The sequence below is a fragment of the Achromobacter piechaudii NBRC 102461 genome, from assembly GCF_001571245.1.
In the GTDB taxonomy this organism is placed as follows: Bacteria; Pseudomonadota; Gammaproteobacteria; order Burkholderiales; family Burkholderiaceae_B; genus Achromobacter; species Achromobacter piechaudii.
Genome location: NZ_BCTK01000013.1, coordinates 1 through 18,792 on the forward strand (window position 1 = coordinate 1; position 18,792 = coordinate 18,792).

General features: G+C 64.5%; 18 protein-coding genes. 3 read left to right on the top strand and 15 right to left on the bottom strand.

Annotated elements, in window-relative coordinates:
* Positions 1-134: 134 nt before the first annotated feature.
* Together API01S_RS23055 and API01S_RS23060 are read right to left on the bottom strand one after the other, a co-directional pair.
* Positions 135-875: an aldolase gene (locus API01S_RS23055; protein ID WP_050730619.1), complete on the bottom strand. Its 741-nt coding sequence runs from the start codon at positions 873-875 to the stop codon at positions 135-137.
* Positions 876-936: 61 nt separating this feature from the next.
* Complete coding sequence (locus tag API01S_RS23060; protein ID WP_050730620.1) at positions 937-1,656, bottom strand: haloacid dehalogenase type II; 720 nt, start codon at positions 1,654-1,656, stop codon at positions 937-939.
* Between the two features lie 112 nt (positions 1,657-1,768).
* Here API01S_RS23060 and API01S_RS23065 point away from each other — a divergent pair, with 112 nt between their 5' ends.
* Positions 1,769-2,641 carry a LysR substrate-binding domain-containing protein gene (locus API01S_RS23065; protein ID WP_050730621.1) on the top strand — a complete coding sequence of 291 codons (873 nt, stop codon included), beginning with the start codon at positions 1,769-1,771 and terminating at the stop codon, positions 2,639-2,641.
* Positions 2,642-2,659: 18 nt separating this feature from the next.
* Here API01S_RS23065 and API01S_RS23070 read toward each other — a convergent pair whose 3' ends face one another.
* The 4 genes from API01S_RS23070 to API01S_RS23085 all read right to left on the bottom strand — a co-directional run bounded on the left by API01S_RS23070 (position 2,660) and on the right by API01S_RS23085 (position 5,858).
* Entirely contained in the window at positions 2,660-3,061 is a 402-nt protein-coding gene (locus API01S_RS23070; RefSeq protein ID WP_050730622.1) for a YchJ family protein, read from the bottom strand.
* 15 nt (positions 3,062-3,076) lie between these two features.
* Positions 3,077-3,349 (bottom strand): GNAT family N-acetyltransferase, encoded by a 273-nt coding sequence (locus tag API01S_RS23075; protein ID WP_006220966.1) that lies wholly within the window; start codon positions 3,347-3,349, stop codon positions 3,077-3,079.
* A gap of 94 nt (positions 3,350-3,443) precedes the next feature.
* Positions 3,444-4,391, bottom strand: a complete 948-nt coding sequence (locus API01S_RS23080; protein WP_050730623.1) for a 3-hydroxyacyl-CoA dehydrogenase NAD-binding domain-containing protein — start codon at positions 4,389-4,391, stop codon at positions 3,444-3,446.
* Between the two features lie 69 nt (positions 4,392-4,460).
* Complete coding sequence (locus API01S_RS23085) at positions 4,461-5,858, bottom strand: MFS transporter (RefSeq protein WP_050730624.1); 1,398 nt, start codon at positions 5,856-5,858, stop codon at positions 4,461-4,463.
* A 124-nt stretch (positions 5,859-5,982) separates the two neighbouring features.
* Here API01S_RS23085 and API01S_RS23090 point away from each other — a divergent pair, with 124 nt between their 5' ends.
* The gene (locus API01S_RS23090) at positions 5,983-6,852 is read left to right on the top strand and encodes a LysR family transcriptional regulator (RefSeq protein WP_050730625.1); all 870 of its coding nucleotides are present in this window, start codon (positions 5,983-5,985) and stop codon (positions 6,850-6,852) included.
* A gap of 93 nt (positions 6,853-6,945) precedes the next feature.
* Positions 6,946-8,355: an amidase family protein gene (locus API01S_RS23095; RefSeq protein WP_050730626.1), complete on the top strand. Its 1,410-nt coding sequence runs from the start codon at positions 6,946-6,948 to the stop codon at positions 8,353-8,355.
* Positions 8,356-8,627: 272 nt separating this feature from the next.
* On the opposite strand, the gene API01S_RS23100 is transcribed toward API01S_RS23095, so the two are convergent.
* From API01S_RS23100 to API01S_RS23140, 9 genes are all read right to left on the bottom strand, one after another.
* Positions 8,628-9,413, bottom strand: coding sequence for a 2-keto-4-pentenoate hydratase (locus tag API01S_RS23100; protein WP_050730627.1), 786 nt, complete (start codon positions 9,411-9,413; stop codon positions 8,628-8,630).
* Positions 9,414-9,417: 4 nt separating this feature from the next.
* Positions 9,418-9,798 (bottom strand): hypothetical protein, encoded by a 381-nt coding sequence (locus tag API01S_RS23105; RefSeq protein ID WP_006220959.1) that lies wholly within the window; start codon positions 9,796-9,798, stop codon positions 9,418-9,420.
* Between the two features lie 451 nt (positions 9,799-10,249).
* Positions 10,250-11,530 (bottom strand): glutamate-5-semialdehyde dehydrogenase, encoded by a 1,281-nt coding sequence (locus API01S_RS23110; protein ID WP_006220958.1) that lies wholly within the window; start codon positions 11,528-11,530, stop codon positions 10,250-10,252.
* Positions 11,531-11,676: 146 nt separating this feature from the next.
* On the bottom strand, positions 11,677-12,732 hold the full coding sequence (holA, locus tag API01S_RS23115) for a DNA polymerase III subunit delta (protein ID WP_006220957.1): 1,056 nt from the start codon (positions 12,730-12,732) through the stop codon (positions 11,677-11,679).
* A 3-nt stretch (positions 12,733-12,735) separates the two neighbouring features.
* Complete coding sequence (locus API01S_RS23120; RefSeq protein ID WP_050730628.1) at positions 12,736-13,398, bottom strand: LPS-assembly lipoprotein LptE; 663 nt, start codon at positions 13,396-13,398, stop codon at positions 12,736-12,738.
* 11 nt (positions 13,399-13,409) lie between these two features.
* Complete coding sequence (gene leuS / locus API01S_RS23125) at positions 13,410-16,067, bottom strand: leucine--tRNA ligase (protein WP_050730629.1); 2,658 nt, start codon at positions 16,065-16,067, stop codon at positions 13,410-13,412.
* 100 nt (positions 16,068-16,167) lie between these two features.
* A complete protein-coding gene (locus tag API01S_RS23130; protein WP_050730630.1) occupies positions 16,168-17,394 on the bottom strand; it encodes an MFS transporter in 1,227 nt (408 codons plus the stop codon).
* A gap of 228 nt (positions 17,395-17,622) precedes the next feature.
* Positions 17,623-18,066 carry a MarR family winged helix-turn-helix transcriptional regulator gene (locus API01S_RS23135; RefSeq protein WP_231689508.1) on the bottom strand — a complete coding sequence of 148 codons (444 nt, stop codon included), beginning with the start codon at positions 18,064-18,066 and terminating at the stop codon, positions 17,623-17,625.
* Between the two features lie 219 nt (positions 18,067-18,285).
* Complete coding sequence (locus API01S_RS23140) at positions 18,286-18,744, bottom strand: HU family DNA-binding protein (protein ID WP_006220952.1); 459 nt, start codon at positions 18,742-18,744, stop codon at positions 18,286-18,288.
* Between the last annotated feature and the right edge of the window lie 48 nt (positions 18,745-18,792).

An 18,792-nucleotide genomic window follows, 5' to 3' on the forward strand; every position in this document is an offset into this window, starting at 1 on the left:
GTGGTTTCCAAATTGCTCCGCTTTTATGGCGTAGTGGTTCCGGTTTGACCGCAATCGATAATAGACAATTGAATAACCCCCTCGCAGCTGGCGCCGCGAGGGGGTTTTGTTTTATTCGAAACCCGAGATTGCCTTTATGGCAATTGGCGGCGTAGCGCTTCGAAAAACAGTTCGGATTGCAGCCGCTCGCTTTGAACCTGCTCTGCGACTTTGGCGGCGATCGTCGCATCTACAGGTTTGAGCGGCCGGCCCGTGGATTGGGCAAGGACCTGCGCGGTACAGGCACGTTCCAGGAAAAACAGGTCATCGTAGGCGTAGTCGAGGCGCTCGCCGCACACGACCACGCCATGATTTCCGAGGAAAACGATGTCAGCGCCTTGCATCGCATGCGCGATACGCTCGCCTTCCGAGACGTCCAGCGCCAAGCCGTTGTAGTTTTCGTCGATGGCCAGGCGTCCGTGGAATCGCATGGCGTTCTGCGACAGCGTCGTGTCCAGGCCGCGATCGGAAGTCAGGGTGAGCGCGGTGGCATACGGCATATGGGTATGAAGAACGCAGGACTTGCCCGCGATGCGGTGGATGGCGGCATGGATGAACATTGCGGTGGGTTCCACCGCATGTCGTCCGGCCAGTTTGTTGCCTTGCGCATCGATCAGCACGATGTCGTCGGCTTGAACCTCATTCCACATCAGCCCCCGGGGATTCAGCAGGAAGTGGTCAGGGTCGCCCGGCAGCGCGACGCTGAAGTGATTGCAAACGCCTTCTCCCAATCCGTGCGCGGCGGCCGCGCGCAAAGCCAGGGCCAAGTCGGCGCGAAGCGCTGCTACGGGTTCTGCGTGAAAGAGTGCGTCTGCAAAATGAGGTTCTTGATTCATGTCTGCCTTCGGGTTGAGGGGAGGATCGAATGCGTGAGCCGCTACGTGTCAGACCGCCGCCTTACATCCAGCCCGCAGCACGGAATAAATCCGGGACGCGGTCCAATGTCGGTACGGTAGCGTCCGGACGGTAGTCAGGCAATAGCTGCCGGCCCGTACCACGATCAATCCACACGCATCGAAAGCCGATGTCGCGCGCTGCGGCGTGGTCCAGATGCGGGCTGGCGCAAATATGTACGACCTCGTCGGGCGTGACGCCAAGGCTATCGTGAGCGTGCGCGAAGATCTTGCGCGCAGGCTTATAAGCACCCGCCGCTTCTGCCGTGATCACACGGTCGACATGACCGCCCAGTTGGGCGACGTTGCCGGCGATGATTCCGTCGTCGGTGTTCGAGATGATGCAAAGCCGGAAGCCCGCCTGTTTCAGGGCGGCCAGGGTGTCGACCACTTCGGGAAAAGGCGGCATGACCGAAATGCTATTTATTAATACGTCGGCATCCACAGGCCGGTAGGGTAAAGACAGATCCTGCATCGTCAAGCGCAACGACTCGCGCGAGATATCGGCAAAGTTGCGATGGGGCGGCGTGCGTTCCAGCCTATGTTCGTGCTGGTCGTAGACACGCAGAAATTCTGTCGGCGTGGGATGGTGAGTCGCTTGCTCTTGCGGGGTGTTGGCAAGAATACGGGTGACGGCAGCGTGCAGGCCCTCGTCCCATTGGATCAGCGTGCCGTAGCAGTCGAAGGTGAGCCACTCTGGGCGGGGCAGTGATGTCAGCGGCATGGCAGAACCTTATCGAAAGTGTTCGGAAGCAATCAGCGTAGAGCCTGGGCAGGGAAGTCGTAAAATTAATAATGAAACTCCCCTCAGTTGTAAAACGAATGAGAACGCCGCCATGCTTGATCTAGAGCTACTGCGCACGCTGGTCTGTGTTGCCGACGAAGGCAGCTTCACGCGCGCGGCCAGCCGCGTGCATCGGACTCAATCCACGGTCAGCCAGCAAATACGGAAATTGGAGCAGACAGTGGGAAAGCCCCTGCTGCTGCGGGACCGGGCGGGCGGCAATGTGTCCGCGACCGAAGAGGGCGACCTGATGCTGGCCTATGCCCGCCGTCTGCTCGCCATTGCCGACGAGGCCGAGCATGCGTTGATGGCGCCGCGCGCGGCGCGCGTCGTTCGCCTGGGCATTCCCGAGGACTTCGATGTGGCGCGGCTGACTTTGCTGCTGGCGCGATTTGCGGCTGATCATCCCGACGTTCGCCTGGAAACGGCCAGTGGCATGAGCACCGAGTTACGTAGCCGACTGTCTTCCGATGAATTGGATCTGGCGCTGATCAAGCGGGAACCGGGTGACGGCCCGTGTTTGGCTGCGTGGCCAGAGCGCCTGGCCTGGGTCAGCGCCAAAGGACAGGATGCGCCGAAAGCGCCCGTTCCGCTGGTGATGTTTCCGCACGGCTGCATCTACCGCAAGCGCATGATTTACGCGTTGGAGAGCGCCGGTCGCCCTTGGTATGTGGCGTACCACAGCCATAGTCTGGCGGGGGTGCAGGCGGCCGTCGCCGCAGGCTTGGGCGTGAGCCTGTTACCCGCGTTCGCCACACTTGAGGCGCACGCGGTGCTGGGTGCCGAAGACGGCTTTGAGCCGGCGCCATCGACCGAGCTGGCGATTGTCAGCAGCCGGTGCTTGCCCGGCAGCATCGAGCAACCGCTGGTGTCGGCGTTAAGGCAGGCGGTCGAGGCCGACACGCAAACGCCCGCGTTCGGATGAACATGAGCGGCGCTGCGTTCAGCTTACGTCGCCGTCCACATAGAACCACTGCCCACCTTCCCGGACGAAGCGGCTGACTTCGTGCAGGCGATGCGCGCGGCCGGCCTGACGGCTGCGAGCAACGAATTCGACGGTAGCGTGGTTGGCATCCTGATCCCGCGCCTGCTTGATGGACAAGCCCAGCCATTTCAGATCGGGTGGGTTCGGCTCCAACGCTGCTGGCCGCGTCGTGGGATGCCAACTGGCCAACAGGTAGGGCAGTTTGTCGAGCACGAATGCGCTGTAGCGCGAGCGCATAAGCGCTTCGGCGGTAGGAGCTTGCATGGCGAGCGGCCCTTCATGCCAGCGCGCACAGCAACGCTCGTAGGTCGCGCCGCCACAAGGACAAGGCGTGGCGGAGGAAGCAGATTTCTTGGTCACGGGTAGCGAGGCGCGTCAGGCACGCAGGTCGTTGTATTCGGGGTGGCGGCGCATGTAGACCTCGGCATACGAGCACACGGGACGCACTTTCCAGCCATTGGCGCGCGCCGTGTCCAGCGCGGTTTTGGTGAGCTCGGCCGCAATGCCACGTCCACCGACCTGGCTCGGAACGCCTGTGTGCACGATGGACATCGTATTGCCTTGCAGTTGGTAGTCCAGTACGCATTGCACACCGTCAACGGTGGCGGTGAATCGGGATTGCGCGAGGTCTTGCGTGACGACAGTCATTCGAAGGCTCCTTGGAGTGGCCGGGACGCAGGGCCGGCGTAGAACTCAATAGATTAACGCGGGGACGCGGGAGACCGCAGGTGGCCCCACGGGATTACCGGTGCAGCACCTTGATCAGCGCGGTGAGCTGGGCGTCGCGCGCGTGCACGATATCAGCGATGCTGCGCTGCCCGGCTTCGGCAGCGACGCCTTCGATCAGCTTGCGTTGCAGCTCCTCGGTCATTTCGGGCGCGCCCAGATCGTCCCACCACGTCTGCACCGGGCCCAGCAAGTGGTCCATGAAGTTCGCCAGGCCGCCTGCGCCACCCCCCAGGTTGAACGTCATGTGCGGTCCGAACAAGGCCCAGCGCAGGCCAGGCCCCTGCGAGACCGCCGCATCGATGTCCGCGACACTGGCGACATTTTCGGCGGCAAGATGGATGGCTTCGCGCCAGAGCGCCGCTTGCAGGCGGTTGGCGATATGGCCCGGCACTTCTTTGTTCAGACGGATTGGGTACTTGCCGATCGCCTTGTAGAACGCGATGCTCTGGTCGATAACCTCGGACGACGTCTTGTCCCCACCCACTACTTCCACCAGCGGGATCAGATGCGGCGGGTTAAAGGGGTGGCCGATGACAAAGCGCTCGGGATGCTGGCAGCGCGCTTGCAGACGGCTCATGATCAGTCCCGACGAACTGGACGCCACGATCACGTGAGCAGGCAAGAGGGCGTCCATCCTGGCGAACAGATCGATCTTGAAATCTTCGCGTTCCGGCGCGTTTTCCTGCACGAAGTCTGCGTCGACCAGCGCGCGGGCCAGATCGGGCTCGAATACTAGGGCCTCGAACGACGCGCCCTTGGCGACGCGTCCCAATTCCTTCAGTACTGGCCAGGCGGCTTGCACGCGTGCGCGCGTTTGGGCTTCGGCATCGGGAGCCGGGTCGCTGACCACGACGCTCAGGCCATGTGCAAGGAACAGTGCCGCCCAACTGGCGCCGATGGTGCCGGCGCCGACGATGGCGACACGGCGGATGGATGGCGCGGGCGTGGCAGTGCGAGACATACGGATCTCCCTAGGGGTGGAATCCGCCATATTGTGATGCAAAGGCTGCGCCCGTGCTTGCCCTGCGGATCAGGCGTTGGGCGTGCGTCGAAGGTGACGCCAGACCAGCGCAACCGCCGTCGCGTAGCTCGCGGCGATCACGCAATAGGCCACGGGCAGCGCGCTGTTCCAGTCGGGCAGGGCATGCATGATGGTGCCCATCAAGGCCACACCCACCAACGCACCGGACTGGCGGTTGGTGTTCAACGCCGCCGCCGCACTGTTGGCGTGGCGCTTGCCCGAGACCTGCATCACGATGCTGGTCATGGCGGGCACGGCAATACCCACGCCCAGGTTTCCCAGCGCCACCAGCAAAGCAAACGGCCAGTAGGCGATCGTGGGCGTGAACGCCACAATGCCGACCGCGCTCATGATGGCGGCCAACGACATGCCTCCCAACAGCGCTGCCGATACGTTCCAGCGCGCGGAGACGCGGCCGGAAATCATGTTGCCGATCGAGAACACCGCCAGCATCGGGACCAGTTGGATACCGGTCTGGAGCGCATCGGCCCCTCTTGCGTGTTGCAGGAACAAACTGAGCAGGAAGAGCTGGCCGTAAGAGGCCAGATTGATCAGAAAGCCCACGCCGTTGGCCGCGGCAAAATGCGGCGTCTTGAACAGGGCTCGCGGCAGGATGGGTTCGGCGTGGCGGCGTTCGCGTCGCACCAGCAGCACGACGGCCAGCGCACACAGCGCGGCGGCGCCCGCAATGCGGGGCGAAGTCCAGCCGTAGGCGTTGCCTTGTATCAGCACGAAGCACAGCGAAGACAGCGCGATCACGCCCAGGACATGGCTGATGGGATTGAGCGCGCGCGGACGGCGTGGTGCGGCCAGGATGCGGCGACGGGCAAGCCAAAGGCCGGCGACCCCCAGCGGCAGGTTGATGAGGAAAATGCCGCGCCAGCCGAACTGATGGATCAACACGCCGCCCAGCAATGGGCCGGCGGCGCCCGCCACCGCCACGATGGCTGACCAGGCAGCCAGCATGCGGTTGCGCACGTTTTCGTCGTCATAGGCGTGCGTCAGCAGGCTGAGCGAACTGGGCATGAATAACGCGGCGCCCAGGCCCTGCAACATGCGGGAAGCGATCAGCGTGTTGGCGTCAGGCGCCAATCCGCAGAGCAGCGAGGCCAGCGTAAACACGGCCAGGCCGGCCAGATAGATCGTCTTTGCGCCGTAGCGGTCCGCGAGCGCTCCCGCCACCAGCAGCAAGGCGGCGAAGGTCAGCGTGTAGCCGTCCACGATCCACACCAGATCGGTCAGCGGCACGACGAATTGCAAGGCAATGCTGGGCAGGGCGACGTTGACCACCGTCACGTCCAGCATCGCCATCACGAACCCGATGGCCAGCGTGACAAGCGGCAGCCAGCCGGTGGTGGGCTTGGCGGCGAGAGGGGGCAAAGGCGTGGTTCGGCAGGCGGTGTTCATGGCAGCAGTCGCGGAAGTTCGAGGCGCAAGCTTAGAAGTTTTCCGAAATGCAAAAAAGCCGAATTACTGCTTTATAGTGATGCAAAAATGCATTGGTGGGGACCTGACCCCCGGGGACGGCGCTATGGATTGGGACAATGCCAGGATCTTCCTGGCGATTTATCGTGTGGGTACGCTGCGCGGCGCGGCGGCCTTGTTGCAGATCGACCAGGCAACGGCGGGCCGACGCCTGGCGGCGCTGGAGTCATCACTGGACGCGCGGCTGTTCTTGCGCACGCCGGGCGGTTACGTGCCCACGCCCGCTGGCGAACTGGCCTTCGCGGCAGCAGAGCGCATGGAGCAGGCGGCCGACCAGTTGCAGCGCCAGATGCAGGGGCTGGATCACCGCCTGTCGGGCGTGGTGCGCGTAGCGGCTTCCGAAACCGTCGCCAGCTATTTCGTCATGGAGGCAGTGCGGCGCGTGCAGGCCCAGCACCCGGACATACGCGTGGTGCTGTCGGCATCGATCCAGATCAGCAACCTGACGCGGCGCGAGGCGGATCTGGCCATCCGCAACCTTAAGCCCGACAACCCCGACCTGATCCAGCGCCATCTGGCGCGCAAAGAAGTGGGGCTGTATGCGTCGCGCGGCTACCTTGCCGCGCATGGCGAACCCCGCCCCGGCACGGCCTTCGCCGGGCATACCTTGGTGACATACCAACAGGCCGTGCTGCCGGGGTGGTCCGACACGTTCTGCGGGGAACCGACGGGCAACGGTCGGATCGCCATCGAGCTGAACTCCGGCATGATGATTCTGGCCGCCGTGGCGGCGGGCCTGGGGATCGGCGAACTGCCCACGCACATGGCGCCCGATTACTCCGACCTGGTGCGTATCTGGCCCGGTCGGGCTGAACCGTACGATCTCTGGCTGGTCATGCATGGCGATCTGAACCGCACCGCGCGCGTGCGGGCCGTGGCCGACGCGATCGTCGAGGTGTTCGAAGAAGATAAATAGCCGCGCCCTTGCGGTAAGCCGTGGCTTGTGGACGAGCGCGACTGGCGCTAATGTGTGCTGCTCCGCTGGAAAACCACGATTCAGGAGCAACGTGTGTCCGATCTTTGGCGTTTGTCCGCAGTTGAGCTTGCCTCTCGTATCCGACAGCGTGAAGTGACCGCTGTCCAGGCCGCGCAAAGCGCTTTGGACCGGCTTGATGCCGTCAATCCGGCGCTGAACGCAGTCATCGATCATCGTCCTGAAGACGTCCTGGCTCGCGCGCGCGACGTGGATGCCCAGCTTGCGCGCGGAGAAAATCCCGGCTTGCTGGCGGGTGTGCCCGTAACGGTCAAGGTCAACGTCGACCAGGCGGGCTACGCCACGACCAACGGGGTCAGCCTGCAAAAGGACCTGATCGCAACGGACAACAACCCGGTCGTCGATAACCTGCTGCGCGCGGGCGCGGTCATCCTCGGCCGCACCAACACGCCGGCATTTTCGCTGCGCTGGTTCACGGGCAATCGCCTGCATGGCGATACCCGCAATCCCCGCAACGCGGCCCTGACGCCGGGTGGGTCGTCGGGCGGTGCGGCGTCGGCGGTGGCGGCCGGTATCGGGCATCTGGCGCATGGCACCGATATCGCCGGTTCCATTCGCTATCCCGCCTACGCGTGTGGCGTGCACGGCTTGCGGCCATCGCTGGGGCGCGTGCCTGCCTATAACGCAGCGCTGCCCGAACGCTCCATTGGCGGGCAGCTCACGGCGGTGTCCGGGCCGCTGGGGCGCACCATCGCCGACGTGCGCTTGGGGCTGGCGGTGATGGCGGCGCGCGATCCCCGCGATCCGTGGTGGGTGCCCGCGCCGCTGGTGGGGCCCGACGTGCCCCGCCGCGCCGCGCTGTGCGTGAACCCGGATGGCATGGACACGCAACCGGCTGTCGTCAAGGCGTTGCAGGAAGCCGCGCGGCGACTTAGCGACGCGGGCTGGACGGTCGATACGCTCGATGCCGTGCCGCCCATGCAAGAGGCGGCAGATTTGCAGATTCGGATGTGGATGGCCGATGGCTATGAGGCCATGGTGGCGGCAGCTGAAAAAGAAGGCGATCCCGGCGCCCTCGTGGCGTTGCGTGGTCAGCGCGACAAGGCGGCCGATGCGAATCTCAGTAATTTTTCCGCGGTCCTGACACGTCGGGCAACGCTGACCCGCATGTGGGAAGTGTTCCTGGCCGACTACCCGATCCTGCTGCTCCCGGTATCGGCTGAATTGCCGTTTCCCGACAAGCTGGATCTTCAAGGCGATGCCGCTTACGCGCGCGTGTGGCGCGCGCAGATGACGCAGATTGGGGTGCCGTTCATGGGTTTGCCGGGCCTGTCCGTCGCAATGGGCCACGCCATGAGCAGCGTCGGCCAAAGCCCCGTGGGCGTGCAGATCGTAGCAGGCCGATACCGCGAAGACTTATGCCTGGCCGCTGGTGAAATCATTGAAGCGGCGGGTGACGCTATCGCGATTGCCGAGCCGGACTGAGTCCCGGCCGGAGACTGGGCTTGAGCCTGGGTCTGGGCCCGGCCTGGGCGTGGGCCTGGGCCTGGGCCTGAGTCCCGAGCCTGGGCCTGGGCCTGGGCCGGAGCCCAGGTCCGAACTCGGACCGAGCTGATCCGGCGCGGGGCCGAAGCTATCCCGGAATTGATCCGAAATTGGTCCAAGGCTGGCCTCAGGCAGGTCCGCTGCACCTCACTTCCATCCGTAGCGCTATGACGGATGGCGGCCGGGTTGCCGCGCAGAAAAACAGGCTTCGCTTAACTTCCGAAGCGTACGCGTAGCACGCCCAGATCGCCGTAGATCAGTTCGATGTCCTGATGGGCGGGCACGTCCAGGAATCCGGCGTAAGAACCGGTGATGACGTGCTGGCCGGCATGCAGTCCAAGCCCTTGTTCGCGCAGGAAATTCGCCAGCCAGTACAGGCCGGCCTTCGGGCGCTCGTTGGGATGAAAGCCAGGATGTTGCTCGACTTCGCGGCCGGCGATGGACAAGGTCAACGTCATGTTGGTGGGCGCCGCGTCGGGGCTCGCAATGCGCGGCCCTAGGACCAGTCCTTCGTTGAACATATGATCGGCAAGCAGTTCGGGCAGGCTCGCATGTTCAGGAGACGCGTACCGGCAGCCCAGTATTTCCAGCGCCAGGCGGGCACTGCCCACGGCGGCGTCAACTTCGGCTTCGGTGTAAGGCGTATCGCGCGCGGGCAGGTCGTGGGCAAGCTCGAACGCAATTTCAGGTTCTACCCGCACGATTTCAGGGCGCGTGGCGACAGGGCCTGCCTCGGCATACGCCGTGCCGGATGCGTAGATCGGCGCCACGACGGTCTTCTCGGGCGAGGGCAGCGCGCTCTTCCAGGCGGCGATGCCATCCTGGTGCATTTCCTGCAAGAGCTGCGCAGTGCGTTGCTGGACCGCGAACGCCTGCGCCATGGATTGGGGGCGGCAGTCCGCGGGCAGGCGCGGCCCGGCTACGCCGCTTTCGCGCGCGGCGATCAGCGTGCGAGCGGCGTCCAGGCTGCCGGGATAGTCTTCGATTCGGATCTGCATGAGGTCAGGTTCCCAGGTACAACATCACCCACAGGACGATCATTGCAATCAGTCCCACCCAGCACGAACCCCAGAAACCCACGATCGGCCATTTCAGCGAGAGCGGCGTCTTCTTCGGGTCGACATGACCCAACAGGTCGTTCGCATTGCCGATCAGCCAGAACCGCGTGCCAGGAAACATCAGGCGGAAAAAATAATCCAGCATGATGGCCGCCTGGACTGCCAGCGGGTACTGCTTCCACGGACGATGTTGCAAATAAGGGTGCTTGAACGCAGCGTTGATTTCTTTGGTTTTCAAGAAAAACAGGACGATGCCGCTCAGTGTGCAGGTGATGAAGCAAAGCACGAAAAGGCTGAAGGCCATGGCCATGACAGGTGAATGCATGGGGGATCTCAAGATTGCGCGGCGTGCCGCATTGAATGAAAAAAAAGCAGAACCAATTGGGCCGAACCGGGCGGGTGAGGCTTGATGCGTAGCGCCGGCAAGATCAGCACTGGAGGGTGCTACCGGCAAGCAGTCAGTGATAGGCAGTAACCGGCGAGCACAACTTCGCAAACCGCACCTGGCACGCCCCAACTGGCAAACTGCCTCCCGCAAGTAACGCTTGATGAGCAACCTGCAAGGCCACCCTTCACCAGCACCTCTGACTGCAACGGCTGAAGACCATACCTGAAAAGCAGCATCGCAATGCGGCGTCTTCCAAGCAGAACCTGCGACACGGAAACAGCCAACCCAGAACAAAATTCCGCCCGTATTGTAGAAGGCTTGGCGCTGCCGCGTGTTCAGGGCTGCGTCAGCGATGGCGGGCGGGTCGAGCCACCATCGCTTGAAGCCTTCAGCCTCGGACCTGCCCCTCGCCGTTCAGCACCCACTTCAACGTCGTCAAGCCTTCCAATCCGACAGGACCGCGCGCGTGCAATCGGTTCGTGGAAATGCCGATTTCCGCACCCAGCCCATATTCAAAGCCGTCGGCAAAGCAGGTCGGCAGGTTGACGTAGACCGAGCTGGAATCCACTTCGCGTTGGAAGCGTTGCGCGGCGGACAGATCTTCCGTGACGATGGCGTCGGTGTGGCCCGAGCCCCAGCGCGCGATATGCTCGATCGCGTCGTCCAGCGTGTCGACGATACGAATCGCCAGGATCGGCCCCAGGTATTCGGTGCCCCAGTCTTCTTCGGTGGCGGCAGTGATATGCGGCAGCAAGGCCAGCGTGCGCGGGCAGCCACGCAGCTCGACACCATGCTCGATAAAGGCCGCGGCCAGCGAGGGCAGGATGGACACTGCGGCCACCGCGTCGACCAGCAATGTTTCCATCGCGCCGCAAATGCCGTAGCGGTAGGTCTTGGCATTGAAGGCGATGGTGTGTGCCTTGTCCGGGTCGGCCGCCGCATCGATATAGATGTGGCAGTTGCCGTCCAGGTGTTTGATGAGCGGCACGCGGGCTTCCTGCGACAAGCGCGCGATCAGGCCCTTGCCGCCGCGCGGCACGATGACGTCGATGTGCTCGGTCATGGTGATCAGTTTGCCCACGGCGGCGCGGTCCGCGGTGGCCACGACCTGGACGGCGTCGGGCGGAAGGCCGGCCTCGGCCAAGCCCGTCTGGACCACGCGGCCCAGCGCGATATTGGAATGCAGCGCTTCGCTGCCGCCGCGCAGGATGGCAGCGTTGCCAGATTTCAGGCACAGGGCGGCCGCGTCGATGGTGACGTTCGGACGCGACTCATAAATGATCCCGATGACGCCGAGCGGCACCCGCATCTGCGCCACGCGCATGCCGTTCGGGCGCACGGTGGTGGCGGTGATGCTGCCGATGGGATCGGGCAGGGCGGCAATCTGGCGCAAGCCTTCGGCCATATGGGCCAGAGTCTTGTCGGACAGCGTCAGGCGATCCAGCAGCGCCGGTTCCAGACCGTTGGCGCGGGCGGCGGACACGTCTTTTTCGTTGGCGGCTTTGAGTTCGTCGTGGCTGGCGGCCAGGGCGTCGGCCATAGCCAGCAAGGCCTTGTTCTTGGCGGCGCTGTTGGCGCGCATCATTGCGCGCGAGGCGCGACGGGCGTTTTCGCCCAAGGTCAGCATGGCGTGTTCGATGGAGGACGAGGACATGGCAGTGTCAATCATGGGATGGGGCGGCGCAGGCGCCGTCTGAGGATTCAGTTTATATCCGGCGCCCATGGCTGGTGCGCGGCGCGATGGCCAGGAACGAGCGGCGGGATCGGGGGCGAGGCAAAGAGCGGGTCAGGGCGAAGGCGGCGGCATTGCCGCCTTCACGGTCGTCCGCCGGCGGCGGCCACGCGCAGGGCCAGCCGGGTCATTTCTTCCCACGGATCGGAGAGCCGTCCGGCGACCGATAAGCCCTTGATCAGACGATCGACGTCGTGGGCGTGTTGCACAGCGACAGGCCAGACGGCGGGCTGCACACGGTTCAGCGCCTGCAACGCCAGGCGTTCGTGCGCGCCGAAGATACGCAGGCGGCGCATCAGCCCATTGGCGTCCTGACCCAGCGCACGCGCTTCGGCGATGCGGGCAAGCAGACGGATTTCTTCCCCGACCGCCCACAACACCAGCGGCAGCGCCTCGCCTTCGGCGCGCAGACCGTCGATCATGCGGATCGTGCGGGCGATGTCGCCTGCCAGCATGGCGTCGCGCAGGCCGAAAACGTCGTAACGGGCCACGTTCAGCACCGCCCGTTCGACGTCCTCAGCAGCCAGTTGGCCTTCGGGATACAGCAGACCCAATTTCTGGATCTCCTGGTGCGCGGCCAGCAGGTTGCCTTCGACCTTGTCCGCCATCCATTGCAGGGTGGCGGCGTCGGCGCGCTGGTTCTGGCGGGCCAGCCGCATGCCGACCCAGGCGGGCAGGCGGCCCCGTTCGATGTTGGCGATGTCGACCATCACGCCGCCTCGGGCAAGCGCTTGCACCCAGCGGCTCTCGCGCGTGGCCTTGTCCAGCCGAGGCAGCGCGATAAGGATCAGCGTGTCGGCATCTGGCTGCTTTTCGGCCTGCTCGGCCAGCTTGGTCAGGGTGTCGGCACCGGATTTTCCTGGCTTGCCCGTGGGGATCTTGATTTCAAGGATGCGGCGGTCGCCGAACAGCGACACGCTTTGGGTCGCGGCGGTGACGGCGCTCCAGTCGCTGCGAGCGTCCATTACCATCGAGAGCCGGTCGGTGTAGCCGGCGTTGCGCGCCGAGGCGCGCAACGTGTCGACAGCTTCGGTCACCAGCAAAGGCTCGTCGCCGGACACCGTATACAGCGGCGCAAGCCGGTTGCCCGGGCGTTGCAGATGTTCCGCCAGACGATCCGCGTCCAAAGGCTGTGCCATGGGCTAGCGCAGGATCGCCGGGTCGGTGGTGGACGGCGTCTTCCACGGCGCGGGCGTGCTCTTGGGCTGCGGCGCGGTCGGGTCGTACAGCGGGATTTCGCCGTTGTCTCCGCGTTGCTCGGCTTCCTCGAAGGCACGGCGCACGTCCGGGGCGGTCATGCGGCGCAGCAGGCGGGACACCAGGTCGCGCTGCATGGCCTTGTACAGCGTGTCGATCTGGCCCTGCTTGGCCTGCACGACCTGGTCGTCATACGGCATTTCGCGGTAGATGGACAGGGTCGTATCCGGGATCAGCGCCCGGCCCTTGCTGTCGATCAGGCGGAACGTGTAGTTGATGCCCAGTTCGTATTCCTCGACGCGGCCTTGCGCATTCAGGGAGACCTCGCGCAGCGAGCGGTTATCGCTAACCTGCTGGAGAATTGCCTGTGCATCCTTGGGGGAATCGACCAGCTTGGTATTCGGTGACGCTGCGCGCAACGCACGGCGCACGTCCGCGCCGAACAGCGTGTTATCAGGCACGCCGACGTAAAGCGTATCGAACGGCATCGGCGTGACGCCGCGCAGCGTGAAGCCGCAAGCGGTGAGCAGCATGAACAGCGCCAGGCAGGCGCCGCGCAGCAGCCAGGATTGGCGGGGGGAGTGCGAGAGTTGCCCGGCGGTGTACATGCTTGACCTCATCAGCCTACGACGTTGACCAGTTTGCCCGGCACCACAATGACGCGCTTGGGCGGACGGCCTTCCAGGAAGCGTGAGACTTCCTCCTGGCTGGCGGCGAGCTTTTCGATGTCTTCCTTGGCGGCGCCGGCGGCAACGCGGATCGAGCCGCGCAACTTGCCGTTGACCTGGAGCATCAGCTCGATCTCGTCCGCGATCAAGGCGGCTTCGTCCACGTGCGGCCAGGGCGCGTCGAGCAGGTCGCCCAGCTCTTTTGCGTAGCCCAGGTCTTGCCACAGATGCCAGGTGACGTGCGGGACGACCGGGTACAGCACGCGCAACAGCACGCCCAGCGTTTCGGCATAGGCGGCGTCGGCGGCGGCATCCTCGGGCAGCTTGGCGTCGTCGATGGCGTTCAGCATCTTCATGCAAGCCGACACCACGGTGTTGTACTGGATGCGCTGGTAGTCGTAGTCGGCTTGCTTGAGCAGCGTGTAGACCTCGCGGCGCAGGTCCTTGACGGCGGACGTGGCCTGCGACCAGTCGGCGCCATTGGCCAGGCCACGCGCCACCGCATCGCGGCGCGCGTAGCTGATGGACCACAAGCGGCGCAGGAAGCGGTTGGAGCCTTCAACGCCGGAATCGGACCACTCAAGGGTTTGCTCGGGCGGGCTGGCGAACATCACGAACAGGCGCGCGGTGTCGGCGCCCAGCGTGTCGATCAGCGATTGCGGATCGACGCCGTTGTTCTTGGACTTGGACATCGTGCCCACGCCGCCATAGGTGATGGCGGAACCGTCCGACTTGAGCTTGGCGCCGGTGATGGCGCCGCGGTCGTCGTAGACGTTTTCGACGTCTTCGGGCCAGAAGTACTCGATGCCGCCCTGCGGCGTCTTGCGGGAATAGATGTGGTTCAGCACCATGCCCTGGCACAGCAGCTTGGTGAAGGGCTCGTCAAAATTGAGCAAGCCCATGTCGCGCATCACCTTGGTCCAGAAGCGCGCGTACAGCAGGTGCAGCACGGCGTGCTCGATGCCGCCGATGTACTGGTCCATCGGCATCCAGTAGTCATTGCGCGCATCGACCATGGCATTGTCGTTGCCCGGCGAGGTGTAGCGCATGAAATACCAGGACGAATCCACGAAGGTGTCCATCGTGTCCGTTTCGCGGCGCGCGGGCTTGCCGCAGCTGGGGCAGGCGCAGGACAGGAAGGCTTCGTTCTTGGTCAGTGGGTTGCCGCTGCCGTCCGGGATCAGGTCGTCCGGCAGCACGACGGGCAGGTCTTTTTCGGGTACCGGCACCGGGCCGCAGTCAGCGCAGTGGATGATCGGGATCGGGGTGCCCCAGTAGCGCTGGCGCGAGATGCCCCAGTCGCGCAAGCGCCACGTGGTCTGCTTTTCGCCCAGGCCTTGTGCGCCCAGATCGACCGCGATGGCGTCCACGGCTTCCTTGTGCGAGAGGCCGTCGTACTTGCCGGAGTTGATGGTGCGGCCCGATTGCTTGTCGCCGTACCACTCCTGCCAGGCAGCGGTGGAGTATTCCTTGCCGGCCACGTCCACGACTTGCACGATGGGCAGGTCGTATTTCTTGGCAAAGGCAAAATCGCGTTCGTCGTGCGCGGGCACGCCCATGACGGCGCCGTCGCCGTAGGTCATCAGCACGTAGTTGCCGACCCAAACTTCGACGTCCGCGCCCGTGATCGGGTGCGTGACGGTCAGGCCGGTGCGCATGCCTTCCTTTTCGCGCGTGGCCATTTCGGCCTCGGTCGTGCCGCCCAGCTTGCATTGTTCGATGAACGCAGCCAGCTCCGGGTTGTTGCGCGCGGCATGGGTGGCCAGCGGGTGTTCAGGCGCCACGGCGCAGAACGTCACGCCCATGATGGTGTCGGCGCGCGTGGTGAAGACGTACAGCTTGCCGTCCTGGATCAACTGGCCGTCCTGGCCGGCGATCTTGTGCGGGAAGGCAAAGCGCAGGCCTTCGGACTTGCCGATCCAGTTTTCCTGCATCAGACGCACGCGCTCGGGCCAGCCGGGCAGGTCGTTCTGGACGGCGCCAAGCAGTTCGTCGGCGTAGTCGGTGATGCGCAGGTAGTAGCCGGGGATTTCGCGCTTTTCAACCAGCGCACCGGAGCGCCAGCCACGGCCGTCGATGACCTGTTCGTTGGCCAGCACGGTCTGGTCGACCGGATCCCAGTTGACCACCTGGGTCTTGCGGTAGGCGACGCCCTTTTCCAGCATCTTCAGGAACAGCCACTGGTTCCATTTGTAGTACTGCGGATCGCAGGCGCACATTTCGCGCGTCCAGTCGATCGCCAGACCCATCGCCTTCATCTGCTTCTTCATATAAGCGATGTTGTCGTAGGTCCACTTGGCCGGCGGCACCTTGGACTTGATGGCCGCGTTCTCGGCGGGCATGCCGAAGGCGTCCCAGCCCATGGGCATCAGCACGTTATAGCCGCGCATGCGCAGCTGGCGCGCCATCATGTCGTTGATGGTGTAGTTGCGCACGTGGCCCATATGCAGCTTGCCGCTGGGGTAGGGCAGCATCGAGCAGGCGTAGAACTTCGGCTTTTCGGAGCCGTCGGCGTTCTTGGCGTGTTCGTGAACCAGATAGGCGTCGCGGGCCTGCCAGTCTTGTTGGGCGGCCGCTTCGACGGTAGTGGGGAGGTAACGTTCCTGCATGGGCTCGGGCACGGTGGCAAAAAAGGGTGAGCCGCCCTGCCGCGCGGACGCGGGGGCGGCCTGACGCGGTGGCGGTCAAAACCCCTGATTATAGGAGGTGCTAGACGCGGCGAGGGGGCGGGGCCATTTCCGGGATGCGCGCACTGGGCGCCAAAGCGCCATATGCCAATGTAACGACGCCCAGAACAGCGCCCGCGATGACCACGCCGGGCCAGCCGAAGTGGGCGTAAAGCCAGGACGATACCAGTGAACCGGAGGCGCCGCCGAGGAAGTAGCTGGTCATGTAGCCCGCCGTGAGCCGGCTGCGCGCTTCCGGCCGCAATCGATAGAGCGAGCTGGTATTGGTGACATGCACGCCCTGGATGGCCAGGTCCTGCACCAGGATGCCCGCCAGCAGCGCCACCACCGACACCTGGCCAAAGGCCATCAGGCCCCACGAACCCAGCAGCAGCAACAGGCCCACCCGTGTGGCCAGGTTGCCCAGCCCCTGGTCCGCCAGCCGGCCAAACCGATTGGCGGCATAGGCGCCCGCCGCCCCCGCCAGGCCAAACAGCCCGATGGTGGTGTTGCTGTATTGATAGGGCGGGCTGGCCAACAGGAAGGTCAGCGGCGTCCACAGCATGCTGAATGCGGCGAACAGCAAGAAGCCCAGCAGCGACCGCGCGCGAAACAGGGGCTCTTGCACGAACATGCGCAGAATGGAGCCCAGCAGGCGCGGATAGCTCATCGTGGTGGGGCTCTGGTAGCGCGGCAGCACGCGCCACAGCGCGGCCGACATGCCCAGCATCAACAGCGCAGCCACCCAATACACCGTGCGCCAGCTGCCCACGTCCGCCAGCACGCCCGCCACCGTGCGCGCCAGCAGGATGCCCAGCAGCAGGCCGCTCATGACGGTGCCGACCGCCTTGCCGCGTTCGTGCGGCGCGGCCAGCGTGGCGGCGAACGGCACCAGGATCTGCGCGACGACGGACAGCATGCCGGTCAGCGCGGTGCCCAGGAGCAGCAGGGCGATGTGGTCGGCGAACGCGGAGATCAGCAGCCCGCCCGCCGACAGCAACGTCATCAGGACAATCAGGCGGCGGCGTTCAAACAGATCGCCCAGGGGCACCAGCAGCATCAAGCCCAGCGCGTAGCTCAGTTGGGCCGTGGTGACGATCGCGCCCGCCGCCGCGTTGGACAGCCCGAATTGCTGGCCGATCGTATGCAGCAGCGGTTGCGCGTAGTAATTGCTGGCCACGGCCAGGCCGGTTGCCACCGACATCAGCAGGACAATCGGCGCGGTCAGCGTGGGGGTGGGCGGCGTGGAAGGTTGGGAAGAGGCGGTCATGAAACGGGATGGAAAGGCTGGGCGATAAGGTGCGGAGTAGGGGGCGGAGTAGGGCGATGGCAACGAAGACGGCGACAGCGTCGGTAACGACGACTCAACGGCAATCGCCACGACGCCACTGCAACGGCAAGGACAACATTAACGACGGTACGGCAGCGGCGACGCCGCAACAGCAACGGACACTGCATTGATGACGGCATCGACACCGCCACCGTCAGCGCCGCGCGGTCAGGCGCCGATGCCGCCTGGCGTCTCCTGGTCGTGTTTGATCAGCAGTTTTTTCAGCAAGCCCGCCAGTTGCTTGCGTTCGGGCAGCGAGAGCGGATCCAGCAGTTCGCCCAGGTCCTTCAGATAGTCCTTGAGCACCAGCTTGATGACGCGCAACCCGTCTGGCGTCAGCGACACGATGATGCCGCGGCGGTCGTCCGGGTTGGGGTTGCGCACCAGCAGGCCCGCCTGCTCCAGGCGGTCGAGCCGGTTGGTCATGGCGCCGGAAGTCAACAGCAAGGCGTCGACCAGTTTCTGCGGATTCATGGCGTGCGGCGCGCCCGTGCGGTAAAGGGTCGCCAGAACGTCGAATTCGCCCTGGTGCAGGTTGTGGCGACGAAAGCTGCGGTTCACGTTGCGGGTGGCGAAGGCGTTCAGGCGGAACACCCGCGTGACGACCGCCATGGCCGCGAAATCCTGATTAGGGCATTCCGTGGACCATTGCGAGATGACGAGATCGACAAGGTCAGACGTAGGCAAGAGCGGCTTCTTTTGATGTGAAGTTTCTTAACGTAAAGATAAATTCTAGCTGGCGTGGGCCCACTCGTGCAAATCGAGCGGCAAAAAGAAAGGCCCGCCTCTTTCGAGGCGGGCCTTTCCGGCTTGACCGGATGGTCGCGCGAATTACTGCGCGGCGTCCTTCAGCTTCTTGAGCGGGCGAACCTTCACCTTGACCGAAGCCGGCTTGGCGGGGAACCAGCGCTCAACGCCGGTGAACGGGTCCTTGCCGAAGCGCTTGGCCTTGGCGGGAACCTTCTGCACGGCAACCTTGAACAGGCCGGGCAGCGTGAATTCGCCAGCGCCCTTCTTGTCCACGGAACCCAGCACCGAGGTTTCCAGGCTGGCCAGCACGGCCTTGACGGCCTTGGCTTCAACGCCCGATTGCTCGACGATGTAAGCGACCAGCTGGGTCTTGTTCATTGCAGCCTTGATGGCCTTGGGTGCAGCAGCGACCTTCTTGGCGGCGACGGCCTTCTTGGCTGCGGGCTTCACAGCGGTCTTGGCGGCGGTTGCCTTCTTTGCGGGCGCCTTGACGGCGGGCTTGGTGACTTTCTTGGCAGGAGCTTTTGCTTTCGTGGCCATGGTCAAAATCCGTAGTTGAGGACATGGAGCAGCGCGCGCCGGGTATCG